Here is a 20,810-nt window from a genome sequence, read left to right as displayed (position 1 = left end):
ATCTGCCTCTCCTTTATTATTCATTTCTCGGCTTATACGCTATAATATCCATAGAAATGAAGGGAGATTGGTATGTTCGTCTTAATAGGTATAACTGCACTCATTCTTTATAGCTTGCTAGTATTCTATGTTAGCCGCAGCTGCTGGAGCTGGATGGGAGGAAAAACGCCGGTTTGGTTCAAGTATGTATACATAGGACTCATTGTGCTGCTGTCCACTTCTTTTCTCTTAGGCAGAATAGGAGAGGGCCTGGTGATGTTCCAGATTCTCGGTGCGTACTGGATGGCCGTATTTTGTTTGCTGCTGCTCGTTCTGCCGATTGTCCATGTCTGCCTGTGGCTGCTGCGTCTGACCAAGCTTTCGCGCTCCACAGCCAAAGCAGGTGCAGGGCTAGTGGTGCTGGCTACGCTTCTGACGGCTATCGCTTACGGAACTTTTAACGCCTATAATCCGATTGTCCGGGAATATCGCGTGGAAATCCCCAAGCCTAATCCGGCGGCCCAGCAATTGAACATCGTGATGGCGGCAGACATGCATTTTGGCCAATTATCAGGAAGGCAGCATGCGATGCGGCTGGTAGAGCAAATTAATGCGCTTCAGCCGGACATTGTACTATTTCCGGGTGATATCGTAGATGACGATCTCCGTCCTTATGAGGAGAAGGGGATCGATGATATTCTAAGCGGCATCTCGGCCAGATATGGCGTATATGCTGTTTTAGGCAACCATGATCGCTACCGCGGGCAGATGGATCATTTTATCGATGTGCTTGAGCAGGGAAACATGACGATTCTGTACGATGAGGCCGTTACGATCGACGATAGCTTCACGCTCATTGGCCGCAAGGATCGGATTGATCGGGAGCGTGCGCCTTTGAGCGAGCTTGTTGCAGGGATAGATGCCTCAAAGCCGCTTATCCTGCTGGATCACCAGCCTTATGATCTGGATATCGCCGAGCAGGAGGGAATCGACTTAATGCTGTCAGGTCACACGCATCGGGGGCAGATTGCGCCTGCGCATCTCATTACTGGTCTGTTGTTCGAGAACGACTGGGGTTATTTGCAGAAGGGAAGCCTGCATTCCATCGTAACCTCCGGCTTCGGCTTCTGGGGCCCGCCGATCCGCATTGGCAGCCGCTCTGAAATCGTGCAAATACAGGTAATCTTTTTGGAATGACCAAACAAACAAAGCTGCCGAGATTCTCGGCAGCGGATGGGGTGAGATACCGTTCAAGTTTTTTTTATCTCCAGGTAATTATTTAATTTCGTGTTAGTGTAGAATTGCAGCGGGCAAGAGTAGAGGTAGTGTGAATAACAACACGAGAGCAAATAGTTGAGAATAAAGTTAATCATGTTAATTATATAGACATAAAGCCGGACTATTGCAATATCATCCCTAGTAACATCGACAACAATAAGAATATCCATAGTAAGTTCATGAATTGCAACTCCGCTATCAGCACTTCGCTAATTAAGCTCCCTAGCGGGCGTTAAAACGTGTGCTTCGCCGATGGCGAAGTTTTTTTTGTGAATGGATAAAATATAGTAGGGCAAAAGACGTTGGATTTAGACGCTGGTAGCAAAGGATTAAAAACATTGTAGTGCTGATGCCCATCTTGTTGTCAAGAAAAAAGGCTGTTATACACGGTTTCAATAGAATAGACAATTTAAGTTTTGACTTACCAGGAATTCGCCTATATAATAGCTAACAGATTAACAATGATAATCATTATCAGTTAGTTCGAGGTTATAGTTATTATCTAAATTCTAGGGGGACATAATGATGCACAGAAGGTTATTGAACGTTTTAATGATTATTTTTGTCATACTGGTAATGGCGGGCTGTGGAGCCAATCAAACAGGCAGTCCGGCAACGAATGGCAGCTCTACCGGCAATGCAGCCGGTTCAAATACTAGCAGTGAATCGGCGGGCGAGCCTATTGTAGTGAAAGACGCTAAAGGCGAGTTTAAACTGGATAAGCCTGCAAAGAAGGTTGTCGTGTTGGAGTGGACATTCACCGAAGATATTATTGCGCTAGGCATGCAGCCAGTGGGGAATGCGGATAACGAAAACTATAAAGTTTATGTAACTTCCGAAGCACCGTTAGATGAAAGCGTGACGGATGTAGGATTGCGCGGTGAACCGAATTTGGAGACGATCGCTGCGTTGAAACCGGATTTGATTATTGCAAATATGAACAGCCATGAAGCGATTTATGAACAATTGCAAGGCATTGCGCCGACATTGATTTTCAACTTGTATCCGCAAGAGGGTGAGGGTAATCAATATACGGTCATGGAGGATACATTTAAAACGATTGCAGCAGCCGTGGGCAAAACAGCGGAAGCAGACAAGGTTCTCGCTGACTTGGATGCACATTATGCGGAGGCTAAAGAAAAGCTGGCTGCAGCAGGCAAGGATGGCTTTAATTACGTGCTGACACAAGCCTACAGCTATCAAAACGCAGCTACGTTGCGACTTTTTACAAACAACTCACTTGCTGTACAAACATTGGATCGTATTGGTATGAAAAATGACTGGACACCTGACAAATTCGAGCATTACGGATTCAGCTCGTCGACGGTTGAAGCGTTGCCAGCAGTTCAGGATACAAATCTGATCTACATCGTTCAGGAAGATGATAATATATTTGCGAATGAGCTGAAGGATAATTCCGTCTGGAATGGACTTACCTTTGTTAAGGAGAATCGCACCTATGCCTTGGACAGTGCAACATGGGTATTTGGCGGCCCTATTTCCTCCAAAGTTATTGTAGATGAAGTTGTAACAACGTTAACGAAATGAGTGTTATGATGAAGCGAATCCATAGCAAACAATTCAAATCCAAAGTGATCTGGCAGTTAACTGGAATATTTGGGGGCGGCATTGCCGTCCTCTTCGTTCTGTCTATCCTTAGCCTTGGCTTCGGGGAGGCAAAAATTCCAGCATCCGCTGTAATGGACGGTTTACTGAACCGGCGTGATGTGATGGAGCATAATTTGCTCTGGGATATTCGGATGCCGCGCACGGTCATCGGACTTCTAGCTGGCGCTGCTCTTGCCGCGGCAGGGGCTTTGCTGCAAACAATTACGAGGAATCCACTTGCAGCCTCAGATACACTAGGGATAAATGCGGGAGCTTACTTTATGGTGGTTCTCGGCATGGTTGCATTCCCTGCTGCACAACAGCAATTCCCATTTCTGCTTGCAGCCGCAGGAGGACTGCTTGCTGCCCTTGCTGCTTATATTTTAAGCGGGGGAAGAGGAGCCACGCCTGTAAGGTTGGCATTGTCAGGCATGATCGTGTCCATGGTGCTTGGCGCATTTACATCGGCTCTTCATATTTTCAATAGTACCAAAACGCAAAATTTATTCTTATGGGGCTCGGGCTCTTTGATCCAGTTGAATTGGGACGGTGTCCGGTTTGCTTGGCCTTTTATTCTGATCCTTCTTGCCGCAGCAATGTTTGCTGGCCGGCAATTCGATACGCTGGAGCTGGATGAGTCAACCGCGCGTTCACTAGGACAACGAGTAGATTTAACACGAGCAGCAGGTCTTGGGATGTCCGTGTTGATGGCTGCAATCGTGGTTAGTGTGGTCGGCCCGATTGGATTTGTCGGCCTGGTCGCTCCACATCTTGTCCGGCTTAGCGGTATCCGCAAGCACCGCTTGCTTATACCCGCAAGCGCTTTGTGGGGAGCGATTCTTATTACAGCGGCAGATACGCTTGCGCGAATGGTAAGGAGTAATGTGGGGGAGATGCCGATCGGTGCCGTAATGGCGATCATTGGCGGCCCTTGGCTCATCTGGCTGGTGCTTACCAAGGTGAAAAATATATCTGGATCTGGCGGAGGACAGTCATCCATGAGTATCGGAGGAGCTGCAAAACGCATGCGCTTTGCTCCGACCGCGATATACATGCTCCTAATCCTCCTTGCCACCATTGTAATCAGCTTATCTTTTGGTGGAACGAGAATACCGGTTAGCGAATTATTGGGCAGTCTTGCTGGCGGTGGAGATTCATCGTACTCCGTCCTGCTCAATTTACGGCTTCCGCGTACGCTTGTTGCGGCTTTAGGGGGCATTGCCCTTGCTGTTAGCGGTGTTTTAATTCAAAGCGCTGTTCGAAATCCGCTGGCTGACGCCTCGATCGTCGGTGTGACCGCAGGTGCTGGACTTGGTGCAATGATCGTGCTTGTGGCATGGCCAGCTCTGACGATAGTTGCCCTTCCTTTTGCAGCTATGGCGGGTGGAATCGTCGCTGCAGCCTTTGTATTCTCTCTGGCATGGCGCAAATCCTTAAATCCATCCGTGCTCATTCTGCTTGGAATCGCTGTATCTGCCATCGGCTCTGCGGGAATCCAGGTCATGATTATTAAGGCAAGCCTTTGGAACACAAGTGCCTATATTTGGTTGACGGGTTCTACTTATGGACGAGGCTGGAATCAGTTTTACAGCCTGTTCATATTTTTAATGATTCTTTTGCCGATTGCTTATTATTTGGCGCGAAAGTTCGATTTGCTGGCATTCGGCGATGAGAGTTCCATCGGCTTTGGTCTGCCGGTACGGGGAACGCGTCTAGCTGCGATGATTCTTGGTGTTTTACTTGCATCGGCAGCCGTTGCAAGCGTGGGGACGATTGGTTTTCTCGGTCTCATGGCGCCGCATGTCGTACGGATGATGATTGGCCATCATACAAGACGATCGATTATTTTGTCAGGACTGCTTGGGGGGTTACTGCTTGTTCTAGCCGATACGATCGGAAGATCGATTATGGCTCCGAAGGAAATTCCATCCGGTCTGATAATTATGTTGATTGGGGCACCGTATTTCTTGTTTTTGATGTATCGCTCGCTGCAGCGAAAAGGGTAGCGGTATACTATGGCACAATCCAAGCAAAGTTAGTGGAAGAAACAGGATATTTAGCAAAGCTGTCGAGATTGCCTCGACAGCTTATTTTTTGTATAGGAAAACCTCAGTTCTATTAAAGTGAACTGAGAGAACTGACTATTTTTGTTTTTTACACTGTCTACTTGACAGGGGGCACTCTACCTGATGATCCGAAAGATACGACCGGATATCAGGTCTTTTTATGTGGCGACCAAGGTTTACTTGCTATAAAAAATAAAGTATATTATTTAAAGTGCAATTAACGTCGATAATGATTGTCCGCGTTATTGCATATAAGTGAATCTAAAGGCGTGAGAAGCACATATGCACATGAAAACGGGCGTTGAACAATCCGTATATGCGATTTTCCTGTTAAGCCTATTGCCTGAGAAGGCCGTGCTGCCGGGGGAAGCCATTAGTCAGCAGTTGGGAGCCTCGCCGACCTATTTTCAAAAATTATTGCGGAAATTGGTCAGCGCTGATTTGATTACTTCCGTACCCGGAGTCAAGGGCGGCTTCAAGCTGAAGAAGAAGCTGGAGGATATTCGGATCTATGACGTGTATCTCGCAATAGAAGGACAACAAACGCTGTATTCCTCCAGCGGTATTTTGAACGATATGCTTGAATTGCAAGCGGAGGATCAATGCTGCCTATTAACGGATTTAATGCAGGAGGCGGAGACGGCCTGGAAATCCGTGCTGAAGCGGGAAACCGTCGCCTATTTGGCGGAGGAAATGCAGGAAGAGCGATTCAAGAGCAAGCTGGAATGTTTACAAGCCTGGGTTAAGGAAAAAATGGTGATGTAGCGGAAGGTCGATTATATGAGAAAGAAGTGGATAACATGAGCAATCATAACAAGAAATTAAATGAAATTTCATATTCCGTACTGGATCTCGTGCCGATTACTAAAGGAGGTTCGCCAGCGGAGTCTTTTAAAAAAAGCCTCGACTTGGCTCAGCACGCTGAGCAATGGGGCTATCGGCGCTATTGGCTCGCGGAGCATCACAACATGCCGGGCATCGGCAGCTCGGCCACCTCGGTCGTTATCGGGTATATCGCCGGCGGAACGAGAACAATCCGTGTCGGGGCAGGGGGCATAATGCTGCCGAACCATTCGCCGCTCGTGATCGCCGAGCAATTCGGTACGCTGGAAGCCATGTACCCGGGCCGAATCGACTTGGGATTGGGCCGCGCTCCGGGAAGCGACCAGAGCACCATGCTGGCGCTGCGGCGCGATCCGCGCGCGAACGGTCATGATTTTCCCGATCAGCTGCAGCAGCTGCGAAGCTATTTGGATGAGAATTCACGGCATAACCGCGTAAGGGCTATTCCCGGTGAAGGCCAGGACATTCCGATCTGGCTGCTGGGCTCCAGCGGCTTCAGTTCTGCACTAGCGGCGAAATTGGGATTGCCGTTCTCGTTCGCTAGTCATTTTGCACCGGAGAACACGATACCGGCGTTAACGCAATATCGCTCTCAGTTCCAGCCTTCAGTGCTGGATCAGCCGTATGCCATGGCGGGCATCAATGTGTTCGCAGCGGACACGACGGAGGAAGCCCAATACTTGGCTACTTCGTTCCAGCAGCAGTTTCTGAGCCTGATCCGCAACCATCCCGGCCAAATCCCGCCGCCTGTGGAGAGCATGGAGGACATTTGGACGGAGTATGAGAAGGCTTTGGTCATGAAGCAGCTCAAAGCATCGATCATCGGCAACCCTGACGAGGTAAGGGAGCAGCTTCAGACATTTGTCGAGAATACCGGGGCGGATGAGCTGATTATCAATACGACAATGTATGATCATAAAGCTCGCGTTCGCTCTTATGAACTCGTCGCAGAAATTACCGGCATGAAACAATAAGTTTACGTAACAATAATTATGTAAACTATTTTAACGTGAATAAAAATAATTAAAATTTTACTCATTTTGGGATTCCCATCTTTAGTTCATTATGATATCATTAAACACGAACAAAGGTTCTGTTTTATCTTGACACCATAGTCAGGCCATACTTTCTATTTCACCCAATCCAAGTTAAGGTGGTATCCAAATGGCGCTTCAATGTAATCAGATTTTTGTGAATTTGCCGGTTAAAGATTTGCCAAAGACAAAGGAATTCTTTATACAGGTCGGATTTGAATTCAATGCCCAGTTTACGGACGAGAAGGCAGCCTGCCTGGTCATCAGCGAGCATATTTTTGCCATGCTGCTGGAAGAGGCTTATTTCAAGTCCTTCACGAAGAAGGAAATTCCGGATACGGGGGAGAATGCGGAGGTCATCATCGCTTTGTCCGCGAGCAGCCGGGAAGAGGTCGATGGGATCGTTAACCGGGCTCTTTCCGCCGGAGGCAAGCCGTTTAATGATCCGGTGGATCATGGATTTATGTACAGTTGGAGCTTTCAGGATCCCGATGGCCATTTATGGGAGGTTATTTATATGGATCCGGCAACAATTGAGCAGGGTGAATGAATATATTTAATGATATGAATTAATAATATTAAAAATGGGAGTACCTGGACGAACACCGCCTACTGGCGGTGTTTTTTGTAGAGATGCACCAAACCTGCTTTCTCATGTATGATGGGTTTGAGTCTTTTTTATCCCATAAAATCAAGTTAGGATGATCACCCCATGAAAATTTTGCTTGTGGAAGACGATAGAACGATCGCCTCCGGGCTGGAATATTCGCTGCAGCAGGATCAATTCGACACGGCTCTTTGCCATGATGCGGCCTCCGCCAAGAAGATCATTACAGAAGAGCTCGACGAAATTTCGCTTTGTCTATTCGATCTGTCTCTGCCGGATGGGAGCGGCTATGATTTGTGCAAAATGGCGAAGGCACGCAGGGACATTCCCGTTATTTTCTTAACGGCCATTGATGATGAAGTGAATGTGGTCATGGGACTTGATATGGGAGCCGATGATTATATTACGAAGCCGTTTCGAATACGCGAGCTCCTGTCCCGCATTAAATCGGTGTTAAGGAGATACCCTGCGCATAACCCGGCAGCGAAGCAAACGATTCAGATTGGCCATATTCTCGTGAATACGCTGGAAGGAAAGGTGTACAAGAACGGAAGCGAAATTCAATTGACCGCGTTGGAATATCGGCTGCTGCTCATTTTTTCCAACCATATCGGCCAGGTTCTTTCCAGAAATCAGCTGTTGGAGCGGATTTGGGATGTGGCCGGGGATTTCGTGAATGATAATACGTTAACGGTCTATATCAAAAGGCTGCGTGAAAAATTAGAGGACAACCCTCAGGAGCCGACGATTATCAAAACGGTGCGCGGCTTAGGCTATAAGGTAGGTGATTAGCATTCTTAGTATTCTGCGCAATCGAGAAATTCAAATTTTATTGCTCCTGATGGGTGCAATCAGCCTTGTCGGGATCGTTCTGGCTGCCAGCTTCGCGTTAAACGCGGCCATCATTACCTTGATTACAGCAGTTCTCCTCATTGGCTGCTGCTTTTGGTTTACGAGCTGGAGATATCGCGAAATAGAGAAGCTTTCCGGTTATTTGCGCCAAATCAGCAGCGGCGATTACTCATTGGACGTTCGGGATAATCAGGAGGGTGAGCTGAGCATCTTGAAGAACGACATTTATAAAGTGACGCTGAGGCTTTCCGAACAAAGCTCCCTTTTGCAGCAGGACAAAGTCAAGCTTACCAATGCGATTTCCGACATATCTCATCAGCTCAGAACTCCGTTGACCTCGATGACCGTAATGGCCGATTTATTGAGCGAGCCTGAGCTGCCCGCCGAGAAAAGAAAAGAATTCACGAACAATATCCGTACTCAGCTGGAGCGGATCGGGTGGCTCGTTACCTCCTTATTGAAATTTTCGAAAATTGATGCGGGAACGATCCAATTCAAGCAGGAACCTATATTTGTGAGGGATTTGGTGCAAAAAGCGCTGGAGCCTGTGCTCGTTCCCATGGATATAAAGGAGCAAACGGTTTTGGTTGAAGGCGATGACAGGGTTCGTTTCACGGGTGATCTCAATTGGACGGCCGAAGCCATCCTCAATATTCTAAAGAATTGTGTTGAGCATACCCCGCAGGGCGGAAGGGTCGCCATTTCTTTTACAGAGAACGCGTTATTTACGGAAATCATCATTGGCGATAACGGGAAGGGCATTCCGAAGGAGGACTTGCCGTATATTTTCAAACGCTTTTACAAAGGAAAAAATGCGAGCGAGGACAGCGTCGGCATCGGCCTTGCCCTAGCGCAAAGCATCATTACGAGTCAAAACGGTGATATTGAGGTGAAGAGTGAGGCAGGAAAGGGAACGCAGTTTCGGATCAAGTTCTACAAGCAAGTGGTGTAGCATACAGCAGGGCCTGCCATTCCTTTAAGTGACTAGATTGTCACTTTAGGAGTCACGTGAGAGTCATATTAGACAGATATACTGATCTCAATACCTAGTGGAGGTCTAAATATGGATATTTTAAAAATAGAGCATCTGTCTAAAACGTATGGGAAAGGCGAAACCGCAGTTAAGGCGCTTGATGATGTTTCTTTTTCTGTGCAAAAAGGGCAGTTCGTAGCGATCATCGGTCCTTCCGGGTCGGGAAAATCAACGATTCTGCACATGCTTGGGGGCGTGGATCGTCCGACTAGCGGTAAGGTATTCGTGGACAATACGGATATTTATAGCCTGAACGAGACGCAGTTGGCTATTTTTAGACGGCGGCAGATCGGATTGATTTATCAGTTCTACAATCTCATCCCGGTTCTTACGGTGGAGGAGAATATCAAGCTGCCGATGCTGCTCGATGAGCATAAGGTGGATAAGAAGCAGTTTTCCGACCTCGTTAAGATTTTGAATTTACAGGAGCGGTTGAACCATTTGCCTAATCAGCTGTCCGGCGGCCAACAGCAGCGTGTCTCCATTGGGAGGGCGCTCATCAGCAATCCTGCCATCATGCTGGCGGATGAGCCGACCGGAAACCTGGACAGCAAGAACAGCCGAGAAATTGTCGATTTATTGAAAATGTTCAATAAAACCTTTAACCAGACCCTCATTGTCATTACGCATGATGAGCGGATTGCGCTGCAGGCGGATCGGATTATCGCGATCGAGGATGGAAGAATTGCCAGCGATGAGGTGGTTCGTCCATGAATATCGTTAATAAGCTGACCCTCCGGCATTTGAAGGAAAACAAACGGCGGACGCTGGTCACCATCATCGGCGTCATTATTTCCGTGGCCATGGTCACCGCTGTAGCTACGCTTGCCGTATCCTTTATGGATTTAATGAAGAGGCAGACGATCGAAGACAGCGGGGAATGGCATGTCTTATACAAAGACGTGAATAAGGCTCAGCTGGAAGCCATAAAAGCCGATGATTCAACCAAGACGCTGGTCATTTCAAGAGATCGCGGTTATGCGGCCCTTCAAGCGAGTCGGAATGAAAATAAGCCCTATTTGTTTATCAAGGATTATAACACCGAAGGATTTATACATTTTCCGATCAAGCTGAACAAGGGGCGGCTGCCACAGGCTAGGGATGAAATCGTCTTATCCGAAGATATTTCGGCCAACGCAAAGGTTGACTTTAAAATCGGGGACACGTTAACCCTGGACATCGGCGAACGGACGATGACAGATGGAGAGGGAAACCGCCGAATCCTATCTCAGCTTGACCGTTTATTTACGGGGGATAGCACACATGAAATTCTGGAGAATAAAACCGCGACAACCTACACTGTCGTCGGCATCATAGAGCGTCCTTCATGGGAGCCGACCTGGGCGCCAGGCTATACGGTTCTAGGATATGTAGATGAAAATCTTATCGGGGACGGCGAACTGGATACTGTCCATGCTTCGGTCATTTTAAACCAGATTACAAGCGATTTATATGCTCACGCGGAGGGACTGGCAGGGGAGATTGGACTTGAGAAGGATTCTGTTCAATATAACAATAGTCTGCTTCGTTATTACGGGGTGACTAATAACGCTGGCCTTAGCAGCACTCTTTTTTCGCTGTCCGCCATTATCATGATCGTTATTATTGTCGGCTCGGTTTCGTTGATCTACAATGCATTCGCCATTTCCGTCTCGGAGCGGGCCCGTCATTTAGGAATGCTCTCCAGCGTAGGCGCAACAAAAAAACAAAAGAGAAACTCCGTGTTCTTTGAGGGGGCCGTCATTGGACTGATCAGCATTCCTATCGGCATCCTGGCGGGAATTGCCGGAATAGCGATTACGTTTCGGTTCATTAATTCGATGATCGAAGGCGCATTAGAGATCTCGGAAGAATTGACGTTAATCGTTACTCCTTTATCCATCCTGATCACCTGCGGCGTATCCATGCTAACGATATTCATTTCAACGTATATCCCGGCGAGAAAGGCTTCTAAAATTTCGGCGATAGATGCCATTCGGCAGACGAGCGATATGAAGCTGACCGGCAAAGCCGTGAAAACGTCCAAGCTCGTTCGGAGGGTTTTCGGCATGGAGGCTGAGATCGGCCTAAAAAACCTTAAGAGAAACAAACGGCGTAATCAAGCTACGGTATTTTCGCTAGTGATCAGCATCGTCTTGTTTCTATCCGTATCCTTTTTTACCGAAAATTTAAAAAAATCTCTCGTACTGTCGCAGGAAGGGTTGAATTACGATATTCAGATCACGCTCGGAACGCATAACTCTACAGAGAATGAACGGTTAATCCGTTCGATCGGGAATTTGCAGAATGTGACGGAGTACAGCGTTATTACGCGTTTTACGGCCAACTCCTGGATTGAAGAATCGATGATCGGAAAGGAATTGCAGGAGCTGGTAAAGAGTGATCCAAGCGTACTGGAAAATGGCAAATATCCTTACTATGTAGAGATCAACGCCATCAACCAGGAAAGCCTGGCTGCTTATGCCCGAACCGTTGGCGTAAATATGGAACAGTTGGAAGATACGAAGCTATTCAAAGCGATTGTCGTTGACACGGCAAAATACGAGGATATGAAGGCAGGAAAATATGTAGAAACAAAAACCATTAACGCAAAAGTAGGCCAAACGATAGAAGTCAGTGTCATCGATAGTGAAACCGGGGAAGAGAAGAGGGTAGAACAGATCGAAATTGCTGGCCTGACCGATGTGCTGCCTGCGGGGGGTTATCCTCCAGGAGTAGGCGGGTTAACTATGATTGTCTCTGAGCCGGTCATGAGTCGTTTGGTGAATGAAGAGATGAATATGGATACAACTTCATATCTCTATTTAAAAAGCTCTGACCCAATGGCTACGCAGCAGCAAATCGAGGAAATGAAAGAAAGCAATATATACGTTTACAATGTCTATAAAAGCAGGCAGCAGGAAGAACAAATGGTTATGCTCATGTCCGTGTTTGCTTATGGCTTCATCGTGTTGATTACCGCTATTTCGATTGCGAATATTTTCAATACGATTTCCACAAGCATTTCGCTGCGCAAACGGGAATTTGCGATGTTAAAATCCGTGGGCATGACGCCTAAAGGCTTCAACAAAATGATCAACTACGAGAGTATATTTTACGGTATCAAGGCGCTGCTATATGGATTGCCAATTAGTGTTGTGTTGATGTATCTCATCCACCGGTCGTTAATGAACAGCTTTAACTATGTCTTCACGCTTCCATGGTTAAGCATGTTATATGTCATCGCCGCAGTATTCGTGATGGTCAGTTCATCGATGCTGTATTCCAGCTCCAAAGTAAAAAAAGAAAACATTATTGATGCATTGAAGCAGGAAAATATTTAAATATTTTGCCTGTGATCCAAAGTGGAGAGTCTCCTAAAGGTTATGAAACCTGATGGGAGGCTCTTTTTTTCGATGCCGAGGACAAAAATTTATATTCTTAGACGGTTTGATGCGAGCCATCCTTACGGCTGATAAAACACCTTCGCTCAAAGCACTAGTCACATGGGCTGAAGCAGTTACTATTTACCGTGCTAACCGTTTCATCTACCGGTAGGTTTTTCGGCAGGAGTTATTTTAAGTACAGTATTATGCTGTAATTTTCGTTGACAGTTTTTAGCAATGGGAAGATAATAATTGTATCTATGGAAAAAGGAGGGAAATAAAACATAAAACCAGTACCTCACATATTAACCCTTAAAGGAGTGTAGTTATGTACGAGAAAATCATAGACATTTTGTGCACTATCAAAGAAGACCAACCGGAACTCCGCCAATCCCTGTCCCCCGAAACGGATCTGAACAACGATATAGGCCTAGATTCTCTGCAAATGATCCAGTTTATGCTCAAAGTCGAAGAGCAGTTAAACGTGGCCATTGACTACGACCACTTTGATTACGAACATCTCCAGTCGATCGAAGCATTTATCACTTTTCTGAATAGCTGCCAGTCTCAGGAGCAGCCGTTGTACGAAGATGTCAAACGGTGAAGCCGGCTTGAGTCCGAAAATCGTGATGGGTACCTTCGATCCCGAAACGCGTTGGAGAGATTCGGATCTGGCCCGGTTGCCCTCTATGCCCGATAAGGATCGAGAATCGATTGTTCTGTGTATGGACGAGCTGCTTTTTCCATTTTGCGGGCCTGACGATGTTCTGTACAGCCGCTGCAAAATCGATCCGGCGCTGCATGAGTATCTGAACGGGCTGGGCTTTTGCTTTCGAACCCGTTATCACTTTGATTTGAACGATGAGAAGGAACCGCTGCCCGAACCGGACGTGTTAAAGCGATGCATGTTCAGGCTTGGGACCGATCAAGCCCAGCTTCTTCAACCGACAAACAGGGTGCTGCAAGCGGCTGGTTCCCGTTATCCAGAGCGTGCGGTATTGCCGGAATCTGTCTTTCCCATGAATATCGCCGGAGATTTACGAGAAACAAAATCGCCAAATGAAGCAGCGTTCACCTTCTCCGCAAAAAATATATCTCCGTACGCCATTACGGCGGATACGGAAGCTTACCTCCATGCCGCCGGGCCGTTTCGTCCTTTGCCGGATCTTGAGACGGTCGTGCGTATTAACTCAAAGATCTACTCCAACCGGCTCCTAGCAAAAATTGGTGAGAAATGCTATGGCACAGAAGTGAACAGCGCAGCGGAAATGGAGGCGGCCGGAAATAGGCTTCTGAAGCGGGGGCCGTATCTGCTGAAAGATCCCTTCGGTGTGTCGGGCAAGGGCAATCTGCTCATCGACAGCGAAGCCATGCAGCGAAGAATAGCGGAACATCTGCATAAACAGGAGGATAGTGGATTACGCTCTCAATTTCTGCTGGAGCCCCTTCTACCGAAAAAGACCGACTTCAGTTCTCACTGGCTCATCCGGGAGGATGGGGAGAAGGAGTTCATTTCCGTTCAGCGGATGATGAATCATCAGCAAAATTACAGCGGGTCTATCCAAGCGGATGAAGCTTTTATCCACCTGCTGAAGAACGCCGGCTATTTTAGCGTGATGGAGAAAGCGCTCCGGCTTCTGGCGGAGGACGGCTACCACGGCTTCGTTTGCTTTGACTCCATGATACTGGAGGACGGTGAAGTCGTATCCATTGTGGAGATTAACGCCCGAAAGTCCATGGGCCTGATTAATGCGTATCTCGATAAATGCTGGGAACCGTACGGCCTTATGGGCTGGCTCACGTTCTTGTCCCTCGGTCTTCCGGAAGGCTTCGCTTTCGGGAAGCTGCTGCACGCTTTGGGCGAATCCGGTCTTCTGATGACAGCCCCGGGGGAATACGGAATCGTTCCTCTATCATCCAATACCGTCATGGTGAACGAAATTCTGACCCGTCGCCGTATCGCTAACGGAACACAGACCAAACGGGGCATGCCGAAGGGACGGCTGTATGTATCCGTGGTGGGCCGTGACGACAGACACCGCAGCGAATTGGTCGAAAGCCTGCGGCAGGTGCTCGCTGACTTGTCTGTTAAAGTGTACAACTAAATCTGGAGCTCGGAGGCTGCGCATGAATTCATCTTCGGTTACCTTGCTGGCGTCGGGGAATTCGCTCGGCGCCTACATTCCGGCTATGCATCTGTACACGTACCTGCAAAGCAAAGGTGTTGGAACGGAGGTTCACGTTCTGGAGAACTTGTATCACGAAGAAGTCCGGCACAAGATCCGGTTCACCAAACAAGCCTTCCATGCGGATTTCTCCTTTGCTCGTATGGGGCATAAGCTGGCCAAGCCCGTTGACTCTTCACTGGATGAAGTGGCAGTCGAGAGATTGCTGAACCGCTGGAAAGGGAGCGGTGTTTCCCGCTTTGCTGTGTTTACCGGCTTCTGGCTGCCGATCCTGGAGCGCTATAAGGCAGCTGTCGGCGGCCGCCTGGACATCCGGCTGATCCGGTTGGATGCATGGGATACGCCGTCGTTCAAGGTACACAAGCAGTTGTACCCCAGCTACGACAATGTCTGGTTCTACGAGCCTTCGAAGCTGTCTCCGGGCAGCTACATTGCTTCAAACGAGGCTGAGCCTCTGCCTTACGCGCAGCGCGCCGGACGCATTCTGATCCATGGCGGCGGCTGGGGGATCGGGACTTATGCCGGGACAATCTCAGAGCTTCGCAAGCTCGGCCACGGCCTTGATGTGATCGTCTACGATCCCTCCGAGGTGGCGGAGGACGATGGGTTTACGCGCTATTTTGGAACGGAAGCCTCCTGGGATCCGTGGCGCCGTGACACGCAGGGGCGGCACACGTTTCCGCCGATGATCCGTTATATCCGTGAAGACGGCGTGCTCCGGGAGTTCCCGCTCGGGGATTACTCCGCTTACACAAGCCTCATGCGAAATTGCGCAGCGGTCATCAGCAAGCCGGGCGGAGCGACGCTGAACGACTCGCTGTCGTTCGGAATTCCTTTTGTCATGCTGGAGCCGTTTGGCGACCATGAGCTTCATAATGCAGCCTATTGGGAATCCTGCGGTTTTGGTATCCGGTTTGCGGAATGGGAAGCCCAGGGGTTTTCGGAGCATCATCTGGAGGGGATTTGCCGACGTTTGCTGGAGCATCGATCAAAAATTAACCATTTTGGGAGGATTATTTATGCAGCCGAAAACAGCAGTTACGTTTGACCAACTGACATTCCGTAATATGAAAAGAACCCTGGTTCCGCTGGCAGAAACGGGAAGGAAGCGCCGGGAAGACCCGACTTATGCGGCCCCCGTGCCTTACGAAATCGGGATCAAGCTCAATAACGGCTGCAATTTGCGCTGCAAGCACTGCTTCGAATGGAATCCGGACGGCTTCCATCACGGCTTTGCCAGAGAAGTGAAGAACGACGAAATCGAGATTCCAGTTGTGGAGAAGCTTCTGGCCGAAACGAGAGAACGCAAATCGCGCGTGTTCCTATGGGGCGGGGAGCCGTTGTTCTACTCCAAGTTCGATGAACTGGCGGAGCTTCTGGCCAGAGAAGACCGGTATACGACCATTTGTACGAACGCGATTCTCATTGAACAGAAGCTGGATTCTATTCTGAAAATGTCGGAAAATCTGGTCATGCTGGTCAGCCTGGAAGGCTTTGAGAAGGAGAATGACGCGATCCGGGGCAAAGGCACGTTCAAGAAAGTGATCCACGCCATACAGCTGCTGCTTGATCTGCAAAAGCAAGGCTTGTACAAAGGAAAAGTGTCCGTAGCTTTGACGGTAAATGACCAGATGGTCGGCCAGCTATACAGCTTTATGGAATTCTTTGAAGAGATGGGCGTAGATTCCGTTTACTTCTGCTTCCCTTGGTACATCCCTTCCGATACAGCGGAGAAAATGGACACCTACTTCGATGCCCATTTCCCGCACCTTGCCTCCCGCTTTGCGGACGGCCACAAGAACAGCTGGCACTCCTTTACGTTCCACATCTCGCCAGCCAATTTCGACACATTAATCGATGAGCTTAATAGAGTTAATTCCCGCGTGTGGAATGTACGCATCCGCTATCAGCCTGCGCTGGAGCCCGAAGAGGTGGAAGGATTTATCCGGGGCAGCGAGAAGCCGGCCATGAACCGGACGAAGTGCTTCTCGATCTCAAACCGGATGGATGTAATGCCGGACGGCAAAGTGAATCCGTGCAAATTTTTCCCGGAATTCAGTGTCGGTAATTTGAACGAAGAAAGCGTTGCGGATATTTTCCACGGCGAAGATCTCCGGAAACAGCGCGAGGTTCTGGCCTGCGGTCTGATGCCGATTTGCTCGAAATGCGTGCTTCTTTATAACAATGGAATCTAAGCGTTTAAAAGTTATGCCGCCCAACAGACAAAACAGGCAATCGTTCAGGAGGAGTGGGGATGGACTGTATCCGTGTGCGGGAGCTGCACAAATCGTTCGTGTATTATCGAAAAGAAGCCGGGTTTAAACATTCACTGAAAAATTTGTTTGCCCGCAAGGCACTGGTGAAGGAAGCGGTTAAATCCGTTTCCTTCGACATCGGCCCCGGCGAGTGCGTCGGATTTCTTGGGCCCAACGGGGCTGGGAAGACCACGACACTCAAAATATTATCGGGGATTCTGTATCCCACAAGCGGGGAGGCTCATGTACTCGGCTATGTGCCATGGGAACGAAAAAACGAGTTCAAACGGCTTTTCTCCATTGTGATGGGTCAGAAAAATCAGCTTTGGTGGGATCTTCCCGCCAGCGAGTCTATTTATTTGAACAAATGCATTTATGACGTGGACGATGATCTCTACCGCCGCAGTCTTGCCGAACTTTCAGAAATGCTCGATGTGCAGGAGCTTCTGGACGTGCAGGTACGCCGGCTGTCCCTGGGTGAAAGGATGAAAATGGAGCTGATCGCCGCTCTGATCCACCGGCCCCGGCTGCTTTATCTCGACGAGCCGACAATCGGCCTCGATTTTCCCTCCCAGAAGAAGGTCAGGGAGTTTTTGAAATACTATAATGAGCAGTACAATGCGACAATTCTGCTGACAAGCCACTACATGAAGGATGTGGAGGATCTGTGCAAGCGGACGATTATCATTAACGAGGGAAGTCTTCTGTATGACGGAGAGCTTCACAAAATCAACGATCTTTTTGGCGAGAACAAAATGATAAGGCTGCAGTTCTCCGAACCCGTTGCCGAGCAGCGGTTGGTCAAATTCGGAAAAATCGTCAGCGCAGACGACTACAACGCTGTTTTGGAGCTGCCCAAGTATCGTTTGAAGGAAGTGTCGCGTGCGGTGCTCGATTCGTTTCCGATCGTTGACTGGACGATTGAGGACGTGCCGATCGAGGAAAGCATTTCGATGCTATACCGCAAGGAATCTGTCGGATGAACAGACGCAGATTGTATAGGGCTGTTTTTTCGATGGGCGTCCAGCATTCGATGGAGTACCGCTTACACTTCTTTCTTGGTCTGCTCGGGGCTGCGTTTCCGATTCTTGTCCAGTATTTCATCTGGACGGCGGTATATCGGCACTCCGGCCAAACGGCGCTGTTCTCGTATTCGTACGGTCAAATTATATTGTATACGATCTTGGCGGGATTGGTGTCCAAGCTGATCGCAACCCAGTTCGAGCATCAGATTGCTGACGACATCAAAAACGGCGGCCTTAACAAGTATTTGATCAAACCGGTCAGCTACTTCGCGTACCGGCTGGTATCCTTTTTCGGCCAGAAGGCGATCTATTACGGAATTACGGCTTTGCTGCTCGTCGGAATTATCTGGTTCGCATCTGCCGGGGGCGTGCTTGAGCTCCAGGCCGTACGGCTGATCTTGTTCGCCGTCACGCTGTGGGGGGCGCTTTTGCTCAATTTCCTGATCGCCTATTGCATCTGTGCAAGTGCTTTTTACCTGCATGAAATCTCGTATTTTTTCGTTATTACAAGTCTGCTCGTCAATATTTTGAGCGGAGGCATGTTTCCGTTGGAGATTTTCGGGGAGTCGGTTGTGAAGGCGCTTCAGTATACACCGTTCCCGTATACTATATATTTTCCGGTCAATGTCCTCAGCGGCAAAATGGAAGCGGCGGCTATGTACCAGGGTCTGCTTATCCAATGCGGGTGGATTCTGCTGTTCTTCTGGCTGTCCCGCCTGACATGGCGCGTTTCCATGAAGAAATATTCAGCGGTTGGGGGGTAGCGGATGTTGCGTATGTTTAAAATCGCGAGGAAATACATGCGTCTGTACGGCATATTCATCAAAAATTGTCTCATCGCCCAGATGGAGTTTCGAGGCAATTTTATGATGAGCCTGCTTGTCGAATCCGTCTACCTGCTTGCCAAACTGCTATATGTGCTGGTCGTGTTCCGAACCGATCTTCACGTGGACGGCATACCGCCCGAAGGGCTGCTTCTATTTATAGGCATGCACACCGTGGTGACCGGAATTTATGTCGGCCTATTTTTTACAAATTTCACGAAAATTCCGGAATATATCAAGGATGGCTCGCTTGATTTAATGCTGACCAAGCCGGTATCCCTCCAGTTCATGGCGTCCTTGCGTTACGTCGATTTGGCGCTGCCGATCCCCGATATTCTCGTTGGTTTCGTTATGATCGGTATCGGCTGGCATGCCATGGATATTCCGCTGACGTTTTTGCAATTCGCGGGATTTATCCTGCTGCTGCTCGTCTCCGTTGTCATCACATACTGCCTGATGATTATCCCGGCGCTGCTTTCATTCTGGTTCGTCCAGACGGGCTCCGTATCGGAGATTGCCCATTCCGTCTGGGACGCCAATAATTTTCCCATGGCTATTTACCCAGCCTGGGTTCGCCGGATTGGAACCTTTGTCATTCCTCTGTTCCTTATTACTAATTTCGGACCAATGTTCCTGCTTGGACAGCTCAGCTGGCTCTATGCAGGACTGGCGATGGCTGGTTCGCTTCTGCTCTTCGCAGTTGTACGGCTAATCTGGAAGCAGGCCGTGAAGGGATACAGCAGCGCGAGCAGTTAAGACGGCTTCTCTGCAATAAAAGTATCAGGGTTTCTAACCTACACTTGGAAAAGGAAGTGATAACGCATGCCGGACATTGCGACAACGCAAGGCCGCACCTCGTTAAATTGCGTATTTCAGGAGCCGAATCGGATCGAACTTATAGAGGAGTCGGTGCATGAGCCTGGACCGGGACAAATTTTATGTGCAGCAAAAAAGTCGCTGATAAGTACTGGTACGGAATTGGCTTGTCTGAAGGGGTGCTTCGACGAGGGGACAGTCTGGTCATCTTGGGTTCGGTACCCATTTTATCCGGGATACTCCATGGCGGCGCAAGTGCTGGAGACAGGAGACGGGGTCGAGGGAATAAAGGCCGGTGATCGGATCATCTGTCCGTCTGGTCATCGCCAGTATTTCCTCGCGGATTATAAGGAAGCAGCGCTTATCCCCGATTGGATCCGTGACGAAGAGGCGGTTTTTACACAGATCGCGAAGGTTGCCCTGCTAGGGGTTCTGCGTGCCGAGCCCGCATTCGGAGAAAGAGTGGGAGTCGTCGGGCTCGGTCTTATCGGTCAGCTTGTCATCCAGTATCTGAAAGCGGGCGGTGCGCGACAGATTATCGCGATCGCGCCGGAAAGCTCTCGTCTTGACCAGGCCCGGAGAAATGGGGCGACCGATCTGTTGAATCTTCCGGTGGACGAAGCCTTTGAACGGGTAGAAGAACTTACCGGAGGCAGAATGCTGGACACGATATACGATGTTACCGGTTCTTATGCCGTACTGTCCTACTGTACGCAGTTGACCCGGGATCTAGGCAAAGTAATCCTGCTGGGTGATTCGACGGAACCTTCTAAGCAGAGTATCGGGCCGAAAGTAGTCTTTAATTCAGTCAGCATACTGGGTATCCACGGCCGGATGATAGAGGGTTATAAAGGTTGGACGGAAGCAGATATGAACGAGTTCATATTCGAGTATCTCCGTCACGGGAAACTGGATGTCGCTAGTCTCATTACCGAAAAAGCAAATCCGCTCGAAGCCGTATCGGTCTATTCCCGGCTCGCCGGGCGTAAGTCCGATTTAATGGGAGTATTGTTCGATTGGACACAATTGTAACGGCTGA

The 20,810-nt window shown here is 48.8% G+C and carries 18 protein-coding genes; all 18 read left to right on the top strand.

Annotated features, from left to right (window positions below; translation table 11 throughout):
- Positions 1-72: 72 nt before the first annotated feature.
- The 18 genes from ACE3MQ_RS01925 (at position 73) to ACE3MQ_RS01840 (ending at position 20,803) form a co-directional block, all read left to right on the top strand.
- A complete protein-coding gene (locus ACE3MQ_RS01925; RefSeq protein WP_379390036.1) occupies positions 73-1,176 on the top strand; it encodes a metallophosphoesterase in 1,104 nt (367 codons plus the stop codon).
- Positions 1,177-1,782: 606 nt separating this feature from the next.
- Positions 1,783-2,805, top strand: coding sequence for an ABC transporter substrate-binding protein (locus tag ACE3MQ_RS01920; RefSeq protein WP_379390034.1), 1,023 nt, complete (start codon positions 1,783-1,785; stop codon positions 2,803-2,805).
- Between the two features lie 8 nt (positions 2,806-2,813).
- Complete coding sequence (locus ACE3MQ_RS01915) at positions 2,814-4,871, top strand: iron ABC transporter permease (RefSeq protein ID WP_379390032.1); 2,058 nt, start codon at positions 2,814-2,816, stop codon at positions 4,869-4,871.
- Positions 4,872-5,213: 342 nt separating this feature from the next.
- Entirely contained in the window at positions 5,214-5,696 is a 483-nt protein-coding gene (locus ACE3MQ_RS01910; RefSeq protein ID WP_379390030.1) for an RrF2 family transcriptional regulator, read from the top strand.
- A 35-nt stretch (positions 5,697-5,731) separates the two neighbouring features.
- Complete coding sequence (locus tag ACE3MQ_RS01905) at positions 5,732-6,748, top strand: LLM class flavin-dependent oxidoreductase (RefSeq protein ID WP_379390028.1); 1,017 nt, start codon at positions 5,732-5,734, stop codon at positions 6,746-6,748.
- 190 nt (positions 6,749-6,938) lie between these two features.
- On the top strand, positions 6,939-7,358 hold the full coding sequence (locus tag ACE3MQ_RS01900) for a VOC family protein (RefSeq protein ID WP_379390026.1): 420 nt from the start codon (positions 6,939-6,941) through the stop codon (positions 7,356-7,358).
- A 162-nt stretch (positions 7,359-7,520) separates the two neighbouring features.
- Positions 7,521-8,207 carry a response regulator transcription factor gene (locus ACE3MQ_RS01895; RefSeq protein WP_379390024.1) on the top strand — a complete coding sequence of 229 codons (687 nt, stop codon included), beginning with the start codon at positions 7,521-7,523 and terminating at the stop codon, positions 8,205-8,207.
- A gap of 10 nt (positions 8,208-8,217) precedes the next feature.
- Complete coding sequence (locus ACE3MQ_RS01890) at positions 8,218-9,219, top strand: sensor histidine kinase (RefSeq protein ID WP_379390701.1); 1,002 nt, start codon at positions 8,218-8,220, stop codon at positions 9,217-9,219.
- A 111-nt stretch (positions 9,220-9,330) separates the two neighbouring features.
- Entirely contained in the window at positions 9,331-10,014 is a 684-nt protein-coding gene (locus tag ACE3MQ_RS01885; protein WP_379390022.1) for an ABC transporter ATP-binding protein, read from the top strand.
- Positions 10,011-12,623, top strand: a complete 2,613-nt coding sequence (locus ACE3MQ_RS01880; RefSeq protein ID WP_379390020.1) for an FtsX-like permease family protein — start codon at positions 10,011-10,013, stop codon at positions 12,621-12,623. Before ACE3MQ_RS01885 ends, ACE3MQ_RS01880 begins: the two co-directional genes overlap by 4 nt.
- Before the next feature lie 370 nt (positions 12,624-12,993).
- On the top strand, positions 12,994-13,269 hold the full coding sequence (locus ACE3MQ_RS01875) for an acyl carrier protein (protein WP_379390018.1): 276 nt from the start codon (positions 12,994-12,996) through the stop codon (positions 13,267-13,269).
- Positions 13,270-13,276: 7 nt separating this feature from the next.
- Positions 13,277-14,770: a hypothetical protein gene (locus tag ACE3MQ_RS01870; RefSeq protein WP_379390016.1), complete on the top strand. Its 1,494-nt coding sequence runs from the start codon at positions 13,277-13,279 to the stop codon at positions 14,768-14,770.
- Between the two features lie 22 nt (positions 14,771-14,792).
- The gene (locus ACE3MQ_RS01865) at positions 14,793-15,899 is read left to right on the top strand and encodes a hypothetical protein (RefSeq protein WP_379390014.1); all 1,107 of its coding nucleotides are present in this window, start codon (positions 14,793-14,795) and stop codon (positions 15,897-15,899) included.
- Positions 15,871-17,046, top strand: a complete 1,176-nt coding sequence (locus ACE3MQ_RS01860; protein WP_379390012.1) for a radical SAM protein — start codon at positions 15,871-15,873, stop codon at positions 17,044-17,046. Before ACE3MQ_RS01865 ends, ACE3MQ_RS01860 begins: the two co-directional genes overlap by 29 nt.
- Before the next feature lie 59 nt (positions 17,047-17,105).
- Complete coding sequence (locus ACE3MQ_RS01855) at positions 17,106-18,089, top strand: ABC transporter ATP-binding protein (protein WP_379390010.1); 984 nt, start codon at positions 17,106-17,108, stop codon at positions 18,087-18,089.
- Positions 18,086-18,895: an ABC transporter permease gene (locus ACE3MQ_RS01850; RefSeq protein ID WP_379390008.1), complete on the top strand. Its 810-nt coding sequence runs from the start codon at positions 18,086-18,088 to the stop codon at positions 18,893-18,895. Before ACE3MQ_RS01855 ends, ACE3MQ_RS01850 begins: the two co-directional genes overlap by 4 nt.
- 3 nt (positions 18,896-18,898) lie before the next feature.
- Complete coding sequence (locus ACE3MQ_RS01845) at positions 18,899-19,711, top strand: ABC transporter permease (protein ID WP_379390006.1); 813 nt, start codon at positions 18,899-18,901, stop codon at positions 19,709-19,711.
- Between the two features lie 66 nt (positions 19,712-19,777).
- Positions 19,778-20,803, top strand: a complete 1,026-nt coding sequence (locus ACE3MQ_RS01840) for a zinc-dependent alcohol dehydrogenase (protein ID WP_379390004.1) — start codon at positions 19,778-19,780, stop codon at positions 20,801-20,803.
- The last annotated feature ends 7 nt before the right edge of the window (positions 20,804-20,810 follow it).

It is taken from the genome of Paenibacillus lentus (genome assembly GCF_042714055.1).
GTDB classification, from domain to species: domain Bacteria; phylum Bacillota; class Bacilli; order Paenibacillales; family Paenibacillaceae; genus Fontibacillus; species Fontibacillus lentus_A.
Note: the sequence above shows the minus strand (reverse complement) of the source record. Positions and strands in the feature narration are given on the sequence as shown.

Excerpts from the sequence above, each read along its gene's own strand:
- ACE3MQ_RS01925 (WP_379390036.1), top strand. The coding sequence starts at position 73 with ATGTTCGTCTTAATAGGTATAACTGCACTCATTCTTTATAGCTTGCTA.
- ACE3MQ_RS01920 (WP_379390034.1), top strand. The coding sequence starts at position 1,783 with ATGCACAGAAGGTTATTGAACGTTTTAATGATTATTTTTGTCATACTG.
- ACE3MQ_RS01915 (WP_379390032.1), top strand. The coding sequence starts at position 2,814 with ATGAAGCGAATCCATAGCAAACAATTCAAATCCAAAGTGATCTGGCAG.
- ACE3MQ_RS01910 (WP_379390030.1), top strand. The coding sequence starts at position 5,214 with ATGCACATGAAAACGGGCGTTGAACAATCCGTATATGCGATTTTCCTG.
- ACE3MQ_RS01905 (WP_379390028.1), top strand. The coding sequence starts at position 5,732 with ATGAGCAATCATAACAAGAAATTAAATGAAATTTCATATTCCGTACTG.
- ACE3MQ_RS01900 (WP_379390026.1), top strand. The coding sequence starts at position 6,939 with ATGGCGCTTCAATGTAATCAGATTTTTGTGAATTTGCCGGTTAAAGAT.
- ACE3MQ_RS01895 (WP_379390024.1), top strand. The coding sequence starts at position 7,521 with ATGAAAATTTTGCTTGTGGAAGACGATAGAACGATCGCCTCCGGGCTG.
- ACE3MQ_RS01885 (WP_379390022.1), top strand. The coding sequence starts at position 9,331 with ATGGATATTTTAAAAATAGAGCATCTGTCTAAAACGTATGGGAAAGGC.
- ACE3MQ_RS01880 (WP_379390020.1), top strand. The coding sequence starts at position 10,011 with ATGAATATCGTTAATAAGCTGACCCTCCGGCATTTGAAGGAAAACAAA.
- ACE3MQ_RS01875 (WP_379390018.1), top strand. The coding sequence starts at position 12,994 with ATGTACGAGAAAATCATAGACATTTTGTGCACTATCAAAGAAGACCAA.
- ACE3MQ_RS01865 (WP_379390014.1), top strand. The coding sequence starts at position 14,793 with ATGAATTCATCTTCGGTTACCTTGCTGGCGTCGGGGAATTCGCTCGGC.
- ACE3MQ_RS01860 (WP_379390012.1), top strand. The coding sequence starts at position 15,871 with ATGCAGCCGAAAACAGCAGTTACGTTTGACCAACTGACATTCCGTAAT.
- ACE3MQ_RS01855 (WP_379390010.1), top strand. The coding sequence starts at position 17,106 with ATGGACTGTATCCGTGTGCGGGAGCTGCACAAATCGTTCGTGTATTAT.
- ACE3MQ_RS01850 (WP_379390008.1), top strand. The coding sequence starts at position 18,086 with ATGAACAGACGCAGATTGTATAGGGCTGTTTTTTCGATGGGCGTCCAG.
- ACE3MQ_RS01845 (WP_379390006.1), top strand. The coding sequence starts at position 18,899 with ATGTTGCGTATGTTTAAAATCGCGAGGAAATACATGCGTCTGTACGGC.
- ACE3MQ_RS01840 (WP_379390004.1), top strand. The coding sequence starts at position 19,778 with ATGCCGGACATTGCGACAACGCAAGGCCGCACCTCGTTAAATTGCGTA.